The sequence below is a fragment of the Rhodomicrobium lacus genome (assembly GCF_003992725.1).
Taxonomy (GTDB): domain Bacteria; phylum Pseudomonadota; class Alphaproteobacteria; order Rhizobiales; family Rhodomicrobiaceae; genus Rhodomicrobium; species Rhodomicrobium lacus.
On record NZ_RZNF01000002.1, the window covers coordinates 791,371 to 810,855 of the forward strand.

Sequence of the window (19,485 nt, forward strand, 5' to 3'; positions counted from 1 at the left end):
GCATCATCGCATGACAATCGGCAATGCGGTCCTGATCCGCTCTTATGGCGCGACCGGCCTCCTGATCGCGTTGTCGCTGGCATCGAGCGTGATGTTCGCTCGCTTCCTCGGACCCGAGGCGAGGGGGCTTCTGCTGGCGCTGATGTTCTGGCCCTATTTTGTCGCCGCGAGCCTGTATCTCAGCCTGAACGAGGCGACCGCGCTGCACGTGGCGAGAGCTGCCGCCGGGGACAAAGGCGCTACACCCGAGGAGGGGCAGACGCTCGCTGCCTCGGGGCTCGTCCTGCAGTCGATGGCGATCTCGCTCGTGACCCCGATCACCCTGCTGCTGCTGCCGTTCCTGCTCGCCGATCAGCGCGACAGCCTCAGGCTCGTGCTCGCCTACACCACCGCCTACATCCCCGCGATGTTCCTGGATCTGCACGCCAAGGCGGTGCTGCAGGGGCGCGGACGGATCGACGCGCTCAACGTCCTGCGGCTGGTGCAGCCCGTCCTCTACACGGTGTCGCTGATCGCACTGTGGGCGCTTGGCCGCTTCTCCGTCGACACCGTGCTGGCGGCCATGCTGGCATCAACCTTTGTGAGCGCCGTGACGGGCCTCGTCACAGCCTGGTCCAATCCCTTCCGGGCCGCGTGGGCGAGGATGCGCGAAATCGCGGCGACGGGCGCGGCGTTTCATGTCGCCAACCTGCTCGTATATGCCGCCAACGAGGCAGACAAGCTGATCGTGCTCGGGCTGCTCAACCTTCGCGAGATCGGCTACTACAGCGTGGCACTGGCGATCAGTACGCTTGGAACCAATTTCATCATCCAGAGCCTGGGCGTCACGGTCACGTCCGAAATGGCTGCCGCTGCCACGCCCGAGAAGCGGCTCCGCGTGGTTCAGTCGACCATCAACGACGGGGCGCTGCTGCTCGCACTCTCGAATGGTCCGGCGGCGGTGCTGATGCCGGTCTGGCTGCCGCTGGTGTTCGGATCAGAGTTCGGGCCTGTGGTGCCGGTAGCCATGCTGCTGCTCGTCGCCGGCACCCTGAAGGGCCTTCGCCTTGTCATCGACCGCGCGCTGCGGGCGGACGGCAACACCCGCAGCGGGATGACCGGCGAGGCCGTGGCGCTCGTCGTGCTCGTCCTCGCCGGGATCGTGGGGGCGCGTTTTGGCGGCTTGACGGGACTTGCGCTTGCGGTGATCGCGGCTCAGGCCGCGGGTCTCGCGGCGGTGATGCTGGCGGCCGCGCTTCATCTCGAATGCCCGGCCTCGGCGCTCGTCCCGCTGCGCCATCCGTCGCACTCGCGGCTCCTGGCCGTCTTGCGCCGGTTGCGGAGCTGATCGGCCATACCGAGGAAGGCAAAATCGGCCAGAGGGCGTCCCGAACCTTTTATGTGGTGTTCCAACGGAACTAACGCGTTGCGTCATGACGAGGCCGCGCAGTGCGCCTAGCGGGCGGTTCGAGAGCGGCATTGAGCCGATGAACGAGCCCGCAAGCCTTGCCCGGCGCTCGCTGCTGACAACAGCGCTCGCGGCTTCCGCAGCGGTCGCCGCCGCGCCTTCGGCAAGCGCGCAGGTGTCAGGGCCGGATGCGCAGCGAGACCTCGGCGACGTCCTCTCTTGCGCAACGATCGCCGCCGCCCGCTCCGCCCGCATACCAGCTGATCGCACTCTCTTGCGGCTCGTCGGCTATCATGCTCCAGGCGACGGGGGCGGGGCGCTGTACCGGCGCGTGGCCAGAGCGCCCGCGCACGCGCTATGGTTCCGCAGCGCCGATGGTGCCTTCTGGGAATGGTCGGACACGCGCCTCGACGTACGGATGGCGGGCGCCATCGGCGACGGACGCTTCGATGCGGGCGCGCTGCGGATTCTCGGCGGCACGGACGACACGCGCGCAATCCAGAACGCCATCTCGGCGCATTGTCACTTCGGCCTGGCGGACGCCTGCCATTTCCCGAACCGGAGCTTCCGTATCACCGCGCCGCTGCACGCGCACTACGGCACGGCGTCGAGCCAGTGCCGGCTGTTCGGGCACTGGAACTATCGCGGCAACAACCCCAGCCAGACCTATCTCGAACATCCATCGGGCACCACCCTCCTTTGCGACTTCACCGAGGGCATGGGGATCAGCATAGCCGGCAGCTATGGCGCGCACGTCAAGGGTCTTGCCCTGATCGGGCGCAACGCGGCCTGGGTCCGTGCCAACAATCTCGGCTACGGCACGCCGCGCATCGACGATACCCTGGCCGCCAACTGGATCGATCCGGCGCTGCCCGAGGCCGCTGGCGGCCGCTATTCCGCCTACGCCGGCATCACCGTCGACGCATTCTACGAGAAGGGGCGGCCGGCTTATCCGATGCCGGATCTGCCCGCCTATCTCGGCGGCGCGGTCATCGACAAACCGTCAACACAGATCCTCATCGAGGAGTGTTATATTTCGGGCTTCGTGGTCGGCGTGGCCGATGCGCCCGGCGGAGCACCGTACTGCAGCGACTTCATGCAGATCCGCCGCACCGTCGTCGAGCGCTGCCAATACGGCCTCTCCGCGTGCCAGAGCCAGCAGCGCAACCTGATCCGCGAAAGCTGCTTCTATACGAGCTGCTACTGCGCGGAGACCACCAATACGCATGGGAACGCGGACGGAACGCTCGGTATCGCGCTCAACATCAGCTACGCGGGCGTGATCCATCTGTTCAAGCTGGCGGCCAGCGGCGGCTCGAAGCCATGGTTCAACGGTTTGCCGATCCTGTTCCTCGGCTGCCAAGGGGAGGCGTTGTGGCGCATGGGCGACATCGACGCCACGACGCCGGTCGAGACGTCGCTCGTCTTCGAGGGCTGCTCCTTCAGCTTCGATTCGACCGCGGTGCCGGTGCGCGGGGTTCCGGCCACCATGCTGGCGGGCTTCAGGCCGGGTTCTCCCATCGCAATCACGTTCCGGGACACCCGGCTCTACACATATCCCTCGGTGTTTCCGGTCATGTTCGACGCGGAATGCGTTTCGGCGGACGGTCTCTCGCTGTTGTCGAACAACGGCATCGGTATCGGTGGCGGCAACTATATCGGTCTCGGTTTGCGCCAGCGCGGCTATCAGCGGCTGGCGAGCAATGCCACCGCCGACGGACTGGTGCTGCGCGACGGGGCGAGCCGCACCGGGCGCATGCGGCTGAAGTTCTGTCAGTACGACGTCGATGCCCGGCGCCCCGCGCCCGACAACGTGCGGAGCATCATCTGTGGGCCAACGCAGCATTCCGAGCGCGCCCGCAACGTCTGTGCCTACATGCAACGTGTAACGGGCAGTTCCGAGACCGATGCCGAGGGCGATTGGCTGCCGCCGCAGACATCGCCTGTCGAGAAGGCATCCCTGTCGCAGGTGAGGCTCAGCGGCAGAATGCTGACGTTCGTTCTTGCGGGAAGCGCGCGCGTTGCGGCGACGCTCGCGCTAAGCGGGCCATTGCCGGGGGACGTGCTTATCGATCAGGCGAGCGGCAGCGTTTTCTTCGTGGAGGCGACCGATCCGCAAAGCGGCATCGTCAGGGCGATCCTGCAGAACAACTATCGGACCGCCGATGGCGGCGCCAGCTTCAGCCTGCACGATCCCGTCGACCTCGCGAGCGGGACGTTCCTTCTGCTCAATGCCCGGCTCTATGCCGCGCGCGAACCCCTTACCGGTGAGGTCGAGAAGGGCGACGACAGGCTGACGCTGCTAGCGGCCCCGGGCGAGGCTCCGCCTGTCGCGGACAGCAAGGTCGTGGCCGGTGACTACCTCCATCCACGCCACGGCATGCCCGCGCCTTTCGCCCCCGAGGCGTGCCGCGTCGTCGCCCTGACGCCGGAGGCGCTGACGTGCGACGGCCCGGCGCGAAGCAGCGCGCCGCCGCGACAGTACCGGGTGTTCGTGCGCGTGGACAACTAGTGGTCCGATTCCGACATTTGCATCCGTTTGCCGCACGCTTGCGAGCAAATGTCGGGTTCGAAAGGACCACTAGCCTCTCGGCATCGAGGGAAAGACGATGACCTGCCTTGTCTCCTTAAGTCTGCGAAAGAGCCTCTCTTGAAAGTCATATTTCTCAATCGCTTTTTCTATCCCGATCATTCCGCAACGAGTCAAATGCTGTCTGATCTCGCCTTTGCGCTCGCTGCACGCGGGCATGCGGTCGAAGTCATCGCCGCGAGGCTCACCTATGACGGTGTCCGCGCGCTGCCGAAAAACGAAATCGTCGGTGGCGTCACCATAAATCGCGTCTCAACGACTGCGTTCGGACGGGGAAAGCTCCTCGGGCGGACGCTCGATTACGTGACGTTCTTCGCATCGGCGAGCTTCTCCCTTCTCCGTCACGCCAAGCGCGGCGATCTGGTCGTCGTCAAGACGGACCCACCGCTTCTGGCGGTGCTTGCGGCTCCCATCGCCTGGCTCAAGGGGGCAAGACATATCAACTGGCTTCAGGACATTTTTCCGGAAGTCGCGTCCGCGCTTGGCATGGGACAAACAAGGGTGCAGCAGGGAGCAATTTCCCTGCTCCGATGGGTTCGCGATCTCACGCTTCGATATGCCGCCGCGAACGTCGTGCTGGGTGGCCGCATGGCTGACGAGGTCCGGCGGCGCGGTGTGCAAGAGGCGCGCATCACGATCATCGCCAACTGGGCGGACGGGCGCGACATCCATCCCATCGAAAGGCAAAACAATGCCCTTCGCGAGGAATGGGGCCTGCGGGAGGCGTTTGTTGTCGCCTATTCGGGAAATCTTGGCCGCGCCCACGACCTCGAAACAATGCTGAGCGCGATCAGGATGCTCGAAGACAAAACAAGGCATCCCCGATTGGCCCTCGTCGATGCCGGAGAAAGCGATCGGCACGCTCAGCGTGCCTTGAACCGAACTCGATTGAGAGCGGAAAAGTTGATTGACGACAGGCCCTTACAGCATCGTCCGGCTTCTGAATTGGGGGTCGACGCTGTAGAAGGCCCAGACAAGGGGCCGGTTCCTGATTGCGCATTCCGCTGGCTGTTCATCGGCGGGGGAGCCCAAATGGATCGCCTGAAACGAGCGGTGAAGGCGGGCGGCCACGATAGCGTGACGTTTAAGCCTTATCAGCCGCGCGAACGCCTGGCGGCAAGCCTTTCCGTGGCTGACGTTCATCTCATTTCGCTGAAGCCGGAACTCGAAGGCTTCATCGTGCCCAGCAAATATTACGGGATCGCGGCGGCTGGGCGACCGGCAATTTTCATTGGCGACCCTGATGGCGAGATCGCTCGAATCATACGGCGCAGTGCGACGGGGTTCGTCGTTCGCGAGGGCGACGGAACTGGCCTGGCTGAAGCGATCCTTCTTCTCGCCGGAGATGGGGCACTGGCCGCGCGGCAAGGCGAGCGCGCCAGAAAGATGTTTGAGAGCGAGTTCGGCCTGTCGCGCGCGGTAACTGCCTGGGAGAGACTCATCTGGAAAGTCTCCCAGGCACGAGATCCGAAACAAGCGCCCGAGATGAACGCTATCGAAAAATCATAGTCGGCCGAGCACGGCATCTGGCGTCAAAGTATATCTTACCTTTTTATCGCATCGCGAACGGTTCGAGCTTCGGCCTTCGGACGATCAAACGTGGCGCTCGACGCGCTCACGTTCGAGAGGCACAGCTTTCATGTCCGCGGCTACCATTTCTTTTACAAGCTCATTGAAGGAAACTGCGGGACGCCATCCCAGAGCGGCGCGAGCCTTTGACGCGTCTCCGAGCAGAATATCGACCTCGGTCGGACGGAAATAGTCAGGGTCGACTTCCACCAAAGTCCGTCCGGTCTTGGCGTCCAACCCTCTCTCCTGAACCCCCTCACCTTCCCAGACAATGCGATAGTTCGCTGCCGCGAAGGCCGCCTCGGCGAACTCGCGCACCGTGTGTGTTTCGCCGGTGGCGAGCACGTAGTCGCCGGGCCGGTCCTGCTGGACCATGGCCCACATGCCCGCAACATAGTCGCGCGCATGGCCCCAATCGCGCTTCGCGTTCAGATTCCCCAGAAAAAGCCTGTCCTGCAAACCTTGCGAGATGGCCGCAACCGCGCGCGTGATCTTGCGCGTGACGAAGGTCTCGCCGCGCAAAGGGCTCTCGTGATTGAAAAGAATGCCATTCGAGGCATGCATTCCGTAGGCTTCGCGGTAGTTGACGGTAATCCAGTAAGCGTAAATCTTGGCGGCGGCGTAAGGCGAGCGCGGGTAGAAAGGCGTTGTTTCACTTTGCGGGACTTCCGCAACCTTTCCATAAAGCTCTGAAGTCGAGGCCTGATAGAACCGAACCTTGTCTTGAAGCCGCAAGATGCGGATCGCTTCGAGAAGGCGCAATGGGCCAAGCGCATCCGCATTGGCGGTGTATTCAGGGGTTTCGAAACTGACCTGAACGTGGCTTTGCGCCGCGAGATTATAAATCTCGTCGGGCTGAACGTCTTGAACGACGCGAATGAGGTTCGTCGCGTCGGTCATGTCGCCATGGACGAGCCGGAAAAGAGGGTCGCCGATATGAGGGTCCTGATAAAAGGCATCGACGCGTCCGGTGTTGAAAGAGGATGACCTGCGCTTGATGCCCCAAACGCGGTAGCCCTTCTTCAAGAGGAACTCGGTCAGATAAGCGCCGTCCTGGCCGGTAACACCAGTGATCAATGCTCGCTTTTCCATCTCCTAGACCGCCCTCAATCTTTCATAATTGTTGCAATACCAGTCGTAAGTTCTAGCGAGACCGTCGCGCAAATCGGTTTTGGCCTTCCAGCCCAATTTTGTCAGTCGGCTTACATCGAGAACCTTGCGGAGCGTTCCATCAGGATAGGAAGCGTCGAACACGAGTTCGCCCTCATAGCCGGTCGTCGACCTGATCATCTCGGCGAAAGATCTGATGGTCACATCCTCGCCGGTCCCTACGTTCGTGGCGATGGGGCCGCTATAGTTTTTCATGAGGAAAACGCAGGCATCCGCCAAATCATCGACGAACAGAAACTCGCGACGCGGCGTGCCCGTACCCCATACCGCGACCTCGGGCAGCCCCTTGATCTTCGCGTCATGAAAACGAGACATCAGCGCAGCCGGCACATGCGCATGTTTTGGATGGAAGTTATCGTTTGGACCGTAAAGATTGGTCGGCATCGCGGAGATGAAATCGCAGCCATACTGCTGGCGGTAGCATTCGCAAAGCTTGACGCCTGCAATTTTCGCGAGCGCATAAGGCTCGTTCGTCTGTTCGAGCGGCCCGGTGAGAAGCGCTTCCTCGGCGATAGGCTGAGTTGCATCCCTCGGATAAATGCATGATGACCCAAGAAAGAGGAGCTTCTCCACGCCATGTGCGAAGGCCGCATGGATCACGTTCAGCTCTATCCTGAGGTTCTGATACAGAAAGTCCGCGCGCTGGAGATTATTGGCGAGGATTCCGCCGACTTTTGCCGCCGCCAGAAAGATCGCTTGCGGCTTGTGCTCTGCGATCCATTGTTCGACTGCCGCACTTGACTGAAGATCGAGTTGCGTCCTGTCCGGGGTCAACAGAATGCAGTCTTCGGCGGCGAGACGGCGCACGAGCGAGCTTCCCACGAGGCCGCGGTGTCCGGCCACCCACACCCGCTTCCCGGCAAGATCATAGCTCATCGACCCTCCTGAAGCGTCTGAAATGGCTTTCGTCAAATACGACAAAGAAGCCCGTGACCAAGGGTCGACATCTGTGCAATCCCGTTCCCTTCTCCATTCAGCTATTCGATCATGCCAACAAGTTCAACTGCGCAGCATAGGAATTAACTATTTTTTGCAGCCATCCGATCCGGCATTGCTGCGCCTCGCTCCGAGGAGAGTTGTACTTGCCATCGAGCTACAAAAGCGGTTCCAGACAGCCCGGGCAACCCGGTTCTGTCAGCCCGGCGGACGCAGCATGGTGGAGCGGCCCGATCAAAACATACCATTGACAAAAAATATCATCCGAATAGACAGGGCATACGCTAAGATAAATAAGTAGGTGTCACACAGTGTTGCCGGTTGAGCCTTCAAAGTGGGGCGTGCTGATGACGCATCCGCACCGCGAAAGTTATGCGATCGAAAATCTGGCCAGGCAGGCCTTTTCCGTCTATTGCCCGATGATGGTTAAGCATGTCCGTCACGCGCGGCGCGCTTATGATGCGCCGCGGCCGCTTTTCCCGGGGTATGTTTTTGTCGAGCACCAGAGCGCGCTTCAATGTCTGCGGCCGATCCTCGGAACCTACGGCGTGCGCTCCATCTTGCGAATTGGCGACAGACTTGCCTTGCTTCCCGGCGGGTTCGTTGAAAGTCTCAAGGCACGCGAAACCGACGGCGTCATCTCGAAACCCGAAATGCCTTTCAGGACGGGACAGACTGTAACGGTAAACGGCGGCCCGTTCGACGGCTTGGTGGGTCGGATCCTCGAATTTCGGGAACGTGATCGCATCCTCTTGCTTCTCGATCTGCTCAATCAGCAAACCAAAGTACAAATCGAGGCCAGGATGCTGCGTTCGACGTAAAAGAAACGCCGTCGTCAAAGCGCGCACGGATTTCTGGAGCAAGAACCAGGCATTAGCGCGAGTGGCTGCCGGTGAAAACATTCCATACTGCCCGCTTCCGGTCTTCCGCCCGCCGACCGAGACGACGAAATCCTGGGTTTCTTTAGGGACTTTTGGCTTCGGCAACTTCGAGCGTCGCCCCCGTCGGAGCCGCAATGTTCCGAATGAGAAGACATCCGCTCAACTGACCGTAATTTTACACCGCTCCTCGACCTGAGCGAGCCGTCAACTGACGGCAGCCGGTGAGCGCGCCGACGTCACCCTCACTATGGCCCATCGCAGTCGTGCAGCGCCCGATCTGCGGCAAGACGCTGCAGGCGCGCCCTACCCCTTCAGCGCCGCCGCGAACGCAGCGAGAAGCCGCATGTTCGTTGCCTCGTTCGCCGCCGCTACGGCCTCTGGCCCAAGTGCGACGCGAGGATGATCGATGATGCTCTCGCCCCATTTCCGAATGAAAGGCCACACGCCGCCCGCGTATGAGGGGGCGCTGTAATCGCCAACCACATCCGCGCCGACGATGGTGTGGCGCCCCGCAACGGCGTGGATGAGCGCGATCACGTCGCCGAGCGACAGCCTGCCCTGATCCCAGTTCGTCACCGCGTCAGGGGATGCGAGCACGTCCTTGTCGAGCGTGATGTAGACGTCCGCCGTTTCGATGCGCGACAGAAGAAGCTCGACGAAAGCAGCCACCCCGATGTCGGCGATCGACGTCCAATGGATAAGGCCGCCTTCCTGCCGATGGCTCGCGCCCGCGCCATAATCGCTACTCACCTTCGACGGCGGTTGCGCGAACGGGAAAAGCTCAAGCCGACCCTCCTTCAACGCGGTCAGATTGCCGCCCTTCCATTCCGGGTGTTGAAGATCCTTGCTGCAAACGCCGACGGTGATGATTTTCGCCACGTTGGGGGTGGCAAGCGCGCGGTTCACCCACGAACCGCAATGCATCCCGCTCGAACAGCGCACCCAGTCGGGATGATTGTCCAGATGCACGATTGTGAAGGGGCGCGACGCATCCGCCGCCGCCCGCGCGATCAGCATGGCGCTGACGTGATGAAAATCACCCGAACCGAGGAATGCGAGAACCGGGCCCCCATCGCCATGACGATGCGCGCTCTCACCGAGCTTCGCTTCAAGCCTTGCGAGGTCCGCGTCGTAACCCCAAAGCCGCACGCGGGGGCCATCCGCCAAAGCGTCCACCGAAACCGCCGCGCGTTCCGCACACGCGTCAAGGAAGGCACGCTGGCCCGAGAAGGCGTTATCGAGATGAACAAGTTCCAGCCGCATTCCGAACCGCTTCTCCCTTTCGGCTCAACACCGCCGCCCATAAGCGACGACGCGCGCCGCCCGCCCCGTCGCCGCCCCTTGGAGCCTCGCCCCTTGCGCGCATGAGCCAATCGCAACCGAAGCCCGTTTGCGCAATCAATGCTTTACCCCGGCTGGCGGCGCTTGCAAGGCGTCATCCCGCAAAAATGGGCGGACTCGCCGCGCCATGAGCGATTGTCGCCCCGGAAACGTACCGCCGCGCCGAAAGCTTTCGATGCAGACCGCCAGCCCCGGGAAATCCAGAGTTTGCACAAAGACACACCAGCGACTATATTATGCGCTAACCCTTCGATTGCGGGTTCCCCCACACAATCGGAAATTGAATGCCCAGGAAGCGGAGAGGGCTCGCGCTTCCAGGACCGGAGGAAATTTATGAGCGACAAACCCCTGATGCCGAAGGCGACGGCCGTCTGGCTCGTCGAGAACACCTCGCTGACATTCGACCAGATCGCCGACTTCTGCGGATTGCACGTGCTTGAAGTGAAGGGGATCGCAGACGGCGACGTCGCGGCCGGCATTCGCGGCGCCGATCCGATCGGCGCGGGCCAACTCAGCCGCGAGGAAATCGCCCGCGGCCAGAAAGATTCGTCCTATCGGCTCAAGCTGTCGCGGTCCAAGGTTCACATCCCGGAGATCAAGGCGAAGCGCGCGCCGAAATACACGCCGGTCTCGCGCCGTCACGACCGCCCGAACGCCATACTCTGGCTTCTGCGCCATCATCCCGAGTTGCGCGATACGCAGATCATGCGTCTTGTCGGCACGACGAAATCGACCATCGAAAGCATTCGCGAGCGCACGCACTGGAATTCCGCGAGTCTCCAGCCGCAAGACCCCGTCGCGCTCGGCCTCTGCTCGCAGATCGACCTCGACAATGAAGTGAAGAAGGCCGCGAAGCGGGTCGAGGAGGAGCAGCCCGAAGGAGCAGTGCTCGAAACCGCTGGCGTCACCATCGCGCCGCCGTCCGAGCAGCCCTATCTCGACGTCGAGGAATGGAAGTAGCCGGGGCGCCTGCCCGGCGTCGCCTCGGCGCCAATCGGATTTGCCTGCGTTAAATCGCCATCGCGTTGATGCAGACAACCTGATCGACAAAACGAGATTCACAGCGTCTTGCCGCGTCTTGCGGCGCAATTCTTTGAAAGTCGGGTTCCGGTTCTGACGCGCTTCGTCCCCTGACCCAAACCGGCCGGAGCATCATCCCCGGCCGTTTTAATGAGCTGCAAGCGAGCCGGTTACGCCGCCGGTCGCGCATAGTCCGGATAGGTCGCCGCGAGCCCCTCACGCGAGGCGGGCGAGACGCCGCGCTCGGTGATGATGCCCGTGATGAGCCGCGCGGGCGTCACGTCGAAAGCGGGGTTCGCGCCGGGGCTGCCCGGCGCCGTAACCTGCACCTTCACGATGTCCCCGCTCTCTGCGCGGCCCGTCATATGCGTCAGCTCGCGCGCGTCGCGTTCCTCGATGGGGATATCGCGCACGCCGTCGAAAAGCGTCCAGTCGATGGTCGACAGCGGCAGCGCGAAATAGAACGGCACGCCGTTGTCCTTCGCCGCAAGCGCCTTGAGATAGGTGCCGATCTTGTTCGCCGCATCGCCCGCCGCCGTGAGGCGGTCGCAGCCCACGATGCAGAGATCCACCTGCCCGTGCTGCATGAGGTGGCCGCCGGCATTGTCCGCGATCACGGTATGCGGCACACCATGCGCGCCAAGCTCGAACGCGGTCAGCGCCGCGCCCTGATTGCGCGGGCGCGTCTCGTCCACCCACACATGCACCGGGATGCCAGCGTCGTGCGCCTGATAGATCGGCGAAAGCGCCGTGCCCCAATCGACGCAAGCGATCCAACCCGCGTTGCAATGCGTCAGCACGTTCACCGGGCCGTTCTTCTTCTTCGCGATTTCCTCGATGATCGCCTTGCCGTGCGCGCCGATGCGGCGGCAGGTTTCGACGTCCTCGTCGGCGAGTTGCGCGGCTTTGGCGAAGGCGGCGGCGGCGCGCTCTGCGGGTGCGAGCGGCCGAAGGAAGGTCAGCATCTCGTTCAGCGCCCAGGCGAGATTGACCGCCGTGGGGCGCGTGGCGGCGAGCGTCTTCGCGGCGCTTTCGAGGCCGGCGTCGGACGCATCCGCGCGGAGCGCAAGCGCGAGCCCGTAAGCCGCCGTCACACCGATCAGCGGCGCGCCGCGCACCTGCATGACGCGAATCGCATGCGCAGCGTCTTCAAGCGTCTCAAGCCTCAGCGTCTCGAAGGCATGCGGGAGCCGCGTCTGATCGATGATACCGACCGCGCCGTCGCTTTCCGGCCAGATCGTGCGATAATGGGTGCCGCCGATTTTCATGTCTCACTCCTGCGCCTGGGGGCGGGTGCTGCTTTCTCTTTCGCTCCCACGAAAAAGCCTTTTTGCGAGCCGAACGCAACCCCTGCCGACGCATGAGGGTTGCGGCAGATGAGGCGCGACGAGGCAGCGGACGCTTCCTGCTCGCGTCGTCAGAAAATCCGCAGCGCAATCTGGAACGTGATGGGCGAGAAGCCCAAGCTGCCAAGCTGCCGAGCTGCCTTTGCTTCCGTCAAAAGCGCGCTGCCGTCACTTCTTGAAGAAGGCGCTGGCCGCGTCGAGATGAGCCGTCTTTTTCGCAATGGTCTCTTCGGCGCGCGCGATTTCCGCCTTCAGCGTGGCGATATAGGCGCGAAGCTCATCAACCGAGAAAGCCGCGAGGTCTTTCGGCTTGGAAGACTGTTTTCTGGGTTCGAGATCCTCGATGTCCATTTCGATCTTCCCGGCAGCATTCGTTATAGGATCGTCATAAGCAATCGTGGCCGTCATTCTAGTGGTCCGATCCGACATTTGCATCCGTTTGCAGCACGCTTGCGAGCAAATGTCGGAATCGAAAGGACCACCAGCAACATCATGATTCTGAGAGAGCCTTGAATTTGACATTTGAGCGGGAGCGCGCGGCAACCGGGACTCAAATGTCAAATTCGCTCCACTAGCCGCGTGGTTGGGCGATATGAAGGTCGAGGTCGTGCTCGCGCTCCGGCGCGACGCGCACCTGAAAGAGCTGGCTGCCATCCTCGCGGCCCTTTCGGTCCACCACTTCAGTGTTTTCGTAAAGCCAGTGGATGAAGGCGCCGTCGGCCTCGCCCACGATTACGTCTCGCGTGCGCAGATGCGCCTGAAGCCTGGCGCGAATCGCCGCGGCAAGCTCGGGAACGCCCTCCCCTGTCTGCGCCGAGACGAGAACAGCCGGATGCGCCGCGTTCGCGGCCCGTTTGCCGAGCGCCGCGCGCTCATCCTCGGAAAGAAGGTCTGCCTTGTTCCACACCTCGATCACGCGGGCTCCTTGCGCGGCCGCGTCGATGCCGATCTCGGCGAGCACGCGCTCGACCTCGATCTTCTGCGCCTCCGACGAGGGGCTCGCGATGTCGCGAACGTGGAGGATCAGGTCGGCTTCGAGGATTTCTTCGAGCGTGGCGTGGAACGCGACAATGAGTTGCGTCGGCAGATCCGAGATGAAGCCCACCGTATCGGACAGGATGAATGCGCCGCCATCCGTGAACGACACGCGGCGCAGCGTCGGATCGAGCGTTGCGAACAGCATGTCCTTTGCAAGCACGCCCGCGCCGGAAAGCGCGTTGAACAGCGTCGACTTCCCCGCATTCGTATAGCCGACGAGCGACACGATCTGCTGGTCCGTCTCCTTGCGCCGCTTGCGATGCAGCCGCCGTGTCCGCTCCGACACCGCGAGTTCGTTCCTGATGACGTCGATGCGTTCGCCGATGGCGCGCCGGTCCGCCTCGATCTGCGTCTCGCCGGGGCCGCCGAGAAAGCCGAAGCCGCCGCGCTGGCGCTCAAGATGGGTCCACGACCGGACGAGGCGGCTCTTCTGATAGGTCAGCCGCGCAAGTTCCACCTGAAGGCGGCCTTCCTTGGAGCGGGCGCGTTCGGCGAAGATCTCAAGGATCAGCCCGGTACGGTCCAGCACCTTTGCGTTCCACGCCTTTTCAAGGTTGCGCTGCTGGATGGGCGTCAGCGGATGATCGACGATCGCCACGCTCACGCCTTCGGCTGCGATGATCGCGCCGATCTCCTCCACCTTGCCTGTGCCGAGAAGCGCCGCCGGCTTGATCTGCGCGAGCGGGACGGTCCCCGAAAAGGCGACGTCGAGACCGATGGCCGCGGTGAGCCCCACCGCTTCCTCCAGCCTCTCCTCGCTCGAAAGCGCCAGACCGGACGCGCCTTGCGGGCCGCTCTGGCTCTTCAGCACCGGCACGATGACGATAGCGCGCGTCGCACCGTCATCGCCTGCCGTCGTTCCGCCGGTATTGCCGCCCGCGCGCTGCGCGGCCCGTTCAGTGCGTTCGAGCGTTTTCAAGGTCTGCTATCGATCCTGTACCTGATCTCCGTCCAAGAACGAGATGGGACCGCCGGGCATGATTGTCGAGATGGCGTGCTTGTAGACGAGTTGAGAATGACCGTCGCGGCGCAGGAGCACACAGAAATTGTCGAACCAGGTGACAATGCCCTGCAGTTTGACGCCGTTCACGAGGAAGATCGTCAGCGGGGTTTTGTTCTTGCGCACGTGGTTGAGAAAGGCGTCCTGAAGATTTTGCTGTTTTTCTGGAGGCATGACCTGTCCATTATTTTCTCGCGGCACTGATGGCCGCTTGCCCAATACACGCTATTTGCCCCTGTTAGCTCAGTTGTTGCTCGCGCAACCCTTCCGTGGCACCGCAACGCCGCGACGCCTATACCTCCGACAGTCTGCCGCTCTACGTTAAAAGCTGGTGTGGCCTGGAGACCTCAGCCACTCCGTGATAGGCTGTCCTCAAGCCGCTTGCGATCTCGCCCGGCTTCCCGGTTCCGATCGCGACCCCGTCGATTTTCACCACCGGCATCACAAGCCCGGATGCGGATGTCTGGAAGGCTTCGCTGGCCGATTTGGCTTCCTCCACCGTAAAAGGCCGCTCTTCGTATTGGAGACCACGCGCGCGCGCTGTTTCCATCGCAACCTCTCGCGTAATCCCTCGAAGAATACCAGACTCGGCGGAGCGCGTCACGAGCTTGCCATCGGCAGTGACGATCCAAGCATTGCAGGATGCGCCCTCGGTGACATAGCCCTTTTCGTCGACGAGCCATGCCTCGTAAGCCCCGGCCTCGCGCGCCGCCTGTCTGGCGAGCGACTGGGCCAGAAGACCGGTTGTCTTGATGTCGACGCGCTTCCAGCGGATGTCAGGGAGCGTGATCACAGCAACGCCGACCGCCGCTTTCGCATCGCCCGCCTTGCGCGAAAGCGAGCGCGCGAAGCAAACGACGCCGGGCGCATCGCCGGGGCTCGGAAAGGCGAAGTCGCGCCGCGCCACGCCGCGCGTGATCTGGAGATAAACGATGCCGTTTCTCACCCGGTTGCGACGAACCGTTTCGCGCAAGATCACGCCGAGCGAGCGCAGGCTCATCGGCTCGTCGATGCGCAATTCCGACAGCGAGCGCTGAAGCCGGGCGAGATGCCGGCGCTCATCCACGAGATCGCCGTCGAGAATCTCACACACCTCGTAAACGCCGTCCGCGAACTGAAACCCGCGATCTTCCACATGCACGCTCGCCTGCGCGTAAGGGACATATTCGCCGTTCACATAGACAACTCGCGTCATGGTCTGCCTTTCTGGCGCGAAGGCCGGGGCGATTCCGCCACGCTCGCACTTCGTCCGATTTTCTGCGCGTGCACCCGTAAAATGGGCAACGCGCACTTTTCCCCGAAAGCGCCCTCCCGCGCAAGTCTGCTTGCGGCAAGAAACATGCAATTTTACTGCCAAGTTGTATCGAGGTTGTGAAGGAAGCGATGCCGCCTTGAATCGACGCGACGAAACCTGTCGCGCGAAAAGCCGCGCCTCGCCCTAGTGGCGGACTTCTCCGCCCCTTTCGTTGGAATTCACGCCGAGCGCCCGCAGCTTCCTGTGCAGCGCGGAGCGTTCCATGCCGACGAATTCCGCCGTGCGCGAGATGTTGCCGCCAAAGCGGTTGATCTGCGCCATGAGATATTCGCGTTCGAAGATTTCGCGCGCATCGCGCAGCGGGAGCGACATGAGATGTTCACCGCCCGAGCCGTTCGACGACAAGGGGACGTTCGCGCCGATATCGTCGGGCAGCATGTCCGCGGTGATGACCGCGTCCGGCTCGCCGGTGGACATGATCATGACGCGTTCGACGATGTTGCGGAGCTGGCGGACATTGCCCTGCCATTCGTGGCTTTGCAGCACGGCCATGGCATCGTCGCCGATGACGCGCGGCGGCAGGCCGGACGACGCCGCGATCTGCTTGACGAAATGTTCCACGAGTTCCGGGATATCCTCGCGCCGCTCGATCAGGGGCGCCACCTTGAGCGGCACCACGTTGAGCCGGTGGAAAAGATCCTGCCGGAAACGCCCGGCCGCCATCTCGCGCTCGAGGTCGCGGCTTGTCGAGGAAACGAGGCGCACGTCGACCGACACTTTCGGGCCGCCGCCAATGCGCTGGAATTTCTGCTCGACGAGCACGCGCAGAAGCTTGCCCTGCGTCTCGACGGGCATGTCGGCAACCTCATCGATATAGAGCGTGCCGTTATGCGCTTCTTCGAGCGCGCCGACCTTGCGCACCGTCGACCCGGTTTCCTCGACGCCGAAGAATTCCATTTCCACCCGGTCGGCGGCCATGGACGCGGCATTGACGGCAACGAAAGGTCCGTTCGCGCGGTTGGAACTGGCGTGCAGATAGCGCGCGGCGAGTTCCTTGCCAGAGCCCTGCGGCCCGGTGATCATCACGCGGCTGTTCGTCGGCGCGACCTTCTGAATGGCCTGCCTCAGGTGATTCATGGCTGCCGATTTGCCGATCAGGTCGGAGCTGTAATAGCTTTTTTCCTTCAACTCGCGGTTCTCGCGGCGAAGCTTCGACGCTTCGAGAGCGCGGGCCGTGACGAGCACGAGGCGGTCCGCCTTGAACGGCTTCTCGATATACTCGTAAGCGCCGCGCTTGATGGCGGTGACGGCGGTCTCGATGTTGCCGTGACCGGATATGATGACCACGGGAAGTTCGGGGTGGTTCTTCTTCACCCGCGCGAGCACTTCAAGTCCGTCGAGCTTCGACCCTTGCAACCAGATATCGAGAATGACGAGCGATGGGCGGCGTTCCTCGATGGAGCGCAACGCTTCGTCGCTGTCTTTGGCGAGCCTCGTCTTGTGGCCCTCATCTTCGAGGATGCCAGACACGAGTTCCCGGATATCGGCTTCGTCGTCGACGATCAGAATGTCTGACGCCATGGCTTGCTCCCTCTTTCCACTCAGCTTTGCGAATGGCTGTCGGCGAGCATCAGCTCCGCCTTGCCGTTCGGCCTCGCCTCGTCCTTTTCGGTTCGTTCCACCCCGTGCGACACGGGGATCGTCATGCTGATCCGCGCGCCGTGGTCGCAGTCTTCGGTAGCCGGAGCATCGGCGAGTTCGAGAACGCCGCCATGCTGCTCCGTAATTCTCTGCACGATCGCGAGGCCGAGCCCCGTCCCCTTCTGCCGAGTCGTCACATAAGGCTCGACGAGCCTGTGGCGGTTCTCTTTCGGGAGCCCCACGCCTGTATCGACGACCTCGATGACGAAGCGATGATCGAGCAGCCTCAGCTTCGTCATCACGCGCCCCTTCCCGCTTTCGGGATTCGCCGCGCGATACGCTTCCACTGCTTCGCTCGCGTTCTTCACGAGATTGGTGACAGCCTGGGTAAGAAGCCGCCTGTCGCACAGCGCGACGAGCTTCTCTTTCGGCATGTCGAGCTTGTACTCGATGTCGGAGCGGCTCATCTGGAACAGAATCACCGCCTCGCGCACAACTTCGCGGATATCCTGCTCCTCGAAGACTGCCTGAGGCATGCGCGCGAAAGACGAGAATTCATCGACCATGCGGCCGATATCGCCGACATGGCGGATGATGGTTTCCGTGCACTTGTCGAAGATTTCGCGGTCCTGCGTGATCGACGCGCCGTATTTGCGGCGGATGCGCTCGGCGGAAAGCTGGATCGGCGTCAGCGGATTCTTGATCTCGTGCGCGATGCGGCGCGCGACGTCGGCCCAGGCGGAGGTTCGCTGCGCGACCGTCAATTCGGTCACGTCGTCGAAGGTGAGAACGACGCCGAAATCGGCCTGATCGTCTTTCTCCCGCGTCACCTGAACGGCGAAATTCCGCTCCCCCGTCTCGCGAACGATGGTGATCTGGCCATGCACCGGCTTCGTCCGCGACTGGCGGCGCCCTTTCTCGATCACCTCGCCGAACTCCGGCACGGCCTCTACCAGCGGCTTGCCGATGATTTCGGCGTCATCCGAAAGAGCCAGAAGTTCGAGGCCGGAGCGGTTTATGAGTTTGATGCAGCCCGCCGGATCGACGCCGATCACACCGGCAGTCACGCCGGAAAGCACCGCCTCGATGAAGCGGCGCCGCTCGTCGAGTTCGGAATTCGCGTTCATGATGTCGTCGCGCTGCGTCTTGAGATCGACGGTCATCTGCTTGAAGGTCTGGCCGAGCCGACCTATGTCGTCGCGCGCGAAGCCGTCCTCAAACTGAACGTTGAGATTTCCCTGACTCACTTCCTGCGCCGCGCCGATGAGTTTCCTGATCGGCATCACGAGCCGGTTCGCAAAGACGAGACCCGTCCAGATCGCCGACGCGAGCAGCGTCACGGCAAGAAGGACGTACATGAGCGCGAACACGAACTGATATTGGCCACGCGCCATTTCCAGCTTCTGGAAATGGAAGATATTTTGCTGCGTGCGCTGGAGAAGGCGGAATACGTTCGGGTTCACCGGCCGCACCGCATAGATGAAGGCGTCCTCGAAGCCGTTCAGTTTTTTGATCGCCGCGACGCCGTTCGCCAGATCCCACGAAAGCGGCACGATACGACCTTCCGCAGCCCGTGCGATGTCGGCGGGAGGCGGAGCCTTGTAGCGCGGACCATCGGTCGACGAGGCGGCGAGCAACTGTCCCTTTGAATCGATGATGAAGGCCGCCGGCAACGCGCGCAGCGACACGGCGGACGAGAAGAGCCGCTCGAAAGCCGCCTTGTTCTCGGTGAAGAGCGCAGCCCCGATCTCGACCTCGCGCGCCACATCCACAAGGTCGGAGCGGATCACCTGCCCGCTTTCCTGCAAATATGACTGCGCGACCTCGACCGTATTGTTGACGATGCTCTTGACGCGCGTTGAGAAGAAGGTGTCGAAGGTGCGATCGATGGAAACGGTGGCGAAGATCGCAAGCAGTACCGCCGGGAACAGCGCCACAAAGCTGAAAACCGCTGCGATGCGGAAGTGAAGCCCCGCGCCAGCCTGCCGTTTGCGCGCCTTCAGGAGCTGGGCGACCTGATAACCGATAATGCCGATGATGAAGATGACGAAGGCGGCATTGATGCCGAGCGTCGTCAACACCACCTCGCTCGTCGGATAGACCGAGGTCAGGCCATTGAGGATGAGGAAGGTCGCGACGGAGGAGGTGATGGCCGCGACGACGACGCCGAGCGAGAGCCAGAAACGCAATGCCTTGCCGAAAAGACGTGCACTTGCCACGCTTGCGAGCAGCACCCGCACCCGCGAAAACCCTGCATTCAAATGCGCCGGAATGCCTGCCGCCACGTGCTTTTGCCGCCCTGTTGCCGTGC

15 protein-coding genes are annotated in these 19,485 nt (G+C 62.5%); 5 read left to right on the forward strand and 10 right to left on the reverse strand.

Annotated features, from left to right (window positions below):
* Positions 1-10 precede the first annotated feature (10 nt).
* From EK416_RS04440 to EK416_RS17665, 3 genes are all read left to right on the forward strand, one after another.
* The gene (locus tag EK416_RS04440; protein ID WP_127076261.1) at positions 11-1,327 is read left to right on the forward strand and encodes a lipopolysaccharide biosynthesis protein; all 1,317 of its coding nucleotides are present in this window, start codon (positions 11-13) and stop codon (positions 1,325-1,327) included.
* 139 nt (positions 1,328-1,466) lie between these two features.
* Positions 1,467-3,899: a hypothetical protein gene (locus EK416_RS04445; protein WP_164729854.1), complete on the forward strand. Its 2,433-nt coding sequence runs from the start codon at positions 1,467-1,469 to the stop codon at positions 3,897-3,899.
* A gap of 195 nt (positions 3,900-4,094) precedes the next feature.
* Entirely contained in the window at positions 4,095-5,486 is a 1,392-nt protein-coding gene (locus EK416_RS17665) for a glycosyltransferase family 4 protein (RefSeq protein ID WP_245433930.1), read from the forward strand.
* 84 nt (positions 5,487-5,570) lie between these two features.
* On the opposite strand, the gene gmd is transcribed toward EK416_RS17665, so the two are convergent.
* Both gmd and EK416_RS04460 read right to left on the reverse strand, forming a co-directional pair.
* Complete coding sequence (gmd, locus tag EK416_RS04455; RefSeq protein WP_127076264.1) at positions 5,571-6,638, reverse strand: GDP-mannose 4,6-dehydratase; 1,068 nt, start codon at positions 6,636-6,638, stop codon at positions 5,571-5,573.
* Between the two features lie 3 nt (positions 6,639-6,641).
* On the reverse strand, positions 6,642-7,592 hold the full coding sequence (locus EK416_RS04460; RefSeq protein WP_127076265.1) for a GDP-L-fucose synthase family protein: 951 nt from the start codon (positions 7,590-7,592) through the stop codon (positions 6,642-6,644).
* 401 nt (positions 7,593-7,993) lie between these two features.
* On the opposite strand from EK416_RS04460, the gene EK416_RS04465 reads away from it, so the two are divergent.
* Positions 7,994-8,473 (forward strand): transcription termination/antitermination NusG family protein, encoded by a 480-nt coding sequence (locus EK416_RS04465; RefSeq protein ID WP_127076266.1) that lies wholly within the window; start codon positions 7,994-7,996, stop codon positions 8,471-8,473.
* 363 nt (positions 8,474-8,836) lie between these two features.
* On the opposite strand, the gene EK416_RS04470 is transcribed toward EK416_RS04465, so the two are convergent.
* Positions 8,837-9,796: an arginase family protein gene (locus EK416_RS04470; protein ID WP_127076267.1), complete on the reverse strand. Its 960-nt coding sequence runs from the start codon at positions 9,794-9,796 to the stop codon at positions 8,837-8,839.
* Positions 9,797-10,207: 411 nt separating this feature from the next.
* On the opposite strand from EK416_RS04470, the gene EK416_RS04475 reads away from it, so the two are divergent.
* A complete protein-coding gene (locus EK416_RS04475; protein WP_127076268.1) occupies positions 10,208-10,834 on the forward strand; it encodes a DUF1013 domain-containing protein in 627 nt (208 codons plus the stop codon).
* 230 nt (positions 10,835-11,064) lie between these two features.
* On the opposite strand, the gene mtnA is transcribed toward EK416_RS04475, so the two are convergent.
* From mtnA to EK416_RS04510, 7 genes are all read right to left on the reverse strand, one after another.
* The gene (mtnA, locus tag EK416_RS04480; protein ID WP_127076269.1) at positions 11,065-12,162 is read right to left on the reverse strand and encodes an S-methyl-5-thioribose-1-phosphate isomerase; all 1,098 of its coding nucleotides are present in this window, start codon (positions 12,160-12,162) and stop codon (positions 11,065-11,067) included.
* Positions 12,163-12,408: 246 nt separating this feature from the next.
* Entirely contained in the window at positions 12,409-12,648 is a 240-nt protein-coding gene (locus tag EK416_RS04485; protein WP_245433931.1) for a DUF1192 domain-containing protein, read from the reverse strand.
* Between the two features lie 163 nt (positions 12,649-12,811).
* Entirely contained in the window at positions 12,812-14,197 is a 1,386-nt protein-coding gene (gene hflX / locus EK416_RS04490; protein ID WP_127076270.1) for a GTPase HflX, read from the reverse strand.
* Positions 14,198-14,203: 6 nt separating this feature from the next.
* Positions 14,204-14,452 carry an RNA chaperone Hfq gene (hfq, locus tag EK416_RS04495; protein WP_013418983.1) on the reverse strand — a complete coding sequence of 83 codons (249 nt, stop codon included), beginning with the start codon at positions 14,450-14,452 and terminating at the stop codon, positions 14,204-14,206.
* A 142-nt stretch (positions 14,453-14,594) separates the two neighbouring features.
* On the reverse strand, positions 14,595-15,473 hold the full coding sequence (locus EK416_RS04500) for a D-amino-acid transaminase (protein ID WP_127076271.1): 879 nt from the start codon (positions 15,471-15,473) through the stop codon (positions 14,595-14,597).
* Positions 15,474-15,716: 243 nt separating this feature from the next.
* A complete protein-coding gene (gene ntrX / locus EK416_RS04505) occupies positions 15,717-17,114 on the reverse strand; it encodes a nitrogen assimilation response regulator NtrX (RefSeq protein ID WP_127076272.1) in 1,398 nt (465 codons plus the stop codon).
* Positions 17,115-17,134: 20 nt separating this feature from the next.
* Positions 17,135-19,459, reverse strand: coding sequence for a sensor histidine kinase NtrY-like (locus tag EK416_RS04510; RefSeq protein ID WP_127076273.1), 2,325 nt, complete (start codon positions 19,457-19,459; stop codon positions 17,135-17,137).
* Positions 19,460-19,485 lie beyond the last annotated feature (26 nt).

Excerpts from the sequence above, each read along its gene's own strand:
- ntrX (WP_127076272.1), bottom strand. The coding sequence starts at position 17,114 with ATGGCGTCAGACATTCTGATCGTCGACGACGAAGCCGATATCCGGGAA.
- hfq (WP_013418983.1), bottom strand. The coding sequence starts at position 14,452 with ATGCCTCCAGAAAAACAGCAAAATCTTCAGGACGCCTTTCTCAACCAC.
- EK416_RS04445 (WP_164729854.1), top strand. The coding sequence starts at position 1,467 with ATGAACGAGCCCGCAAGCCTTGCCCGGCGCTCGCTGCTGACAACAGCG.
- gmd (WP_127076264.1), bottom strand. The coding sequence starts at position 6,638 with ATGGAAAAGCGAGCATTGATCACTGGTGTTACCGGCCAGGACGGCGCT.
- EK416_RS04485 (WP_245433931.1), bottom strand. The coding sequence starts at position 12,648 with ATGACGGCCACGATTGCTTATGACGATCCTATAACGAATGCTGCCGGG.
- EK416_RS04440 (WP_127076261.1), top strand. The coding sequence starts at position 11 with ATGACAATCGGCAATGCGGTCCTGATCCGCTCTTATGGCGCGACCGGC.
- EK416_RS04475 (WP_127076268.1), top strand. The coding sequence starts at position 10,208 with ATGAGCGACAAACCCCTGATGCCGAAGGCGACGGCCGTCTGGCTCGTC.
- EK416_RS04460 (WP_127076265.1), bottom strand. The coding sequence starts at position 7,592 with ATGAGCTATGATCTTGCCGGGAAGCGGGTGTGGGTGGCCGGACACCGC.
- EK416_RS04470 (WP_127076267.1), bottom strand. The coding sequence starts at position 9,796 with ATGCGGCTGGAACTTGTTCATCTCGATAACGCCTTCTCGGGCCAGCGT.
- mtnA (WP_127076269.1), bottom strand. The coding sequence starts at position 12,162 with ATGAAAATCGGCGGCACCCATTATCGCACGATCTGGCCGGAAAGCGAC.
- EK416_RS17665 (WP_245433930.1), top strand. The coding sequence starts at position 4,095 with ATGCTGTCTGATCTCGCCTTTGCGCTCGCTGCACGCGGGCATGCGGTC.
- EK416_RS04500 (WP_127076271.1), bottom strand. The coding sequence starts at position 15,473 with ATGACGCGAGTTGTCTATGTGAACGGCGAATATGTCCCTTACGCGCAG.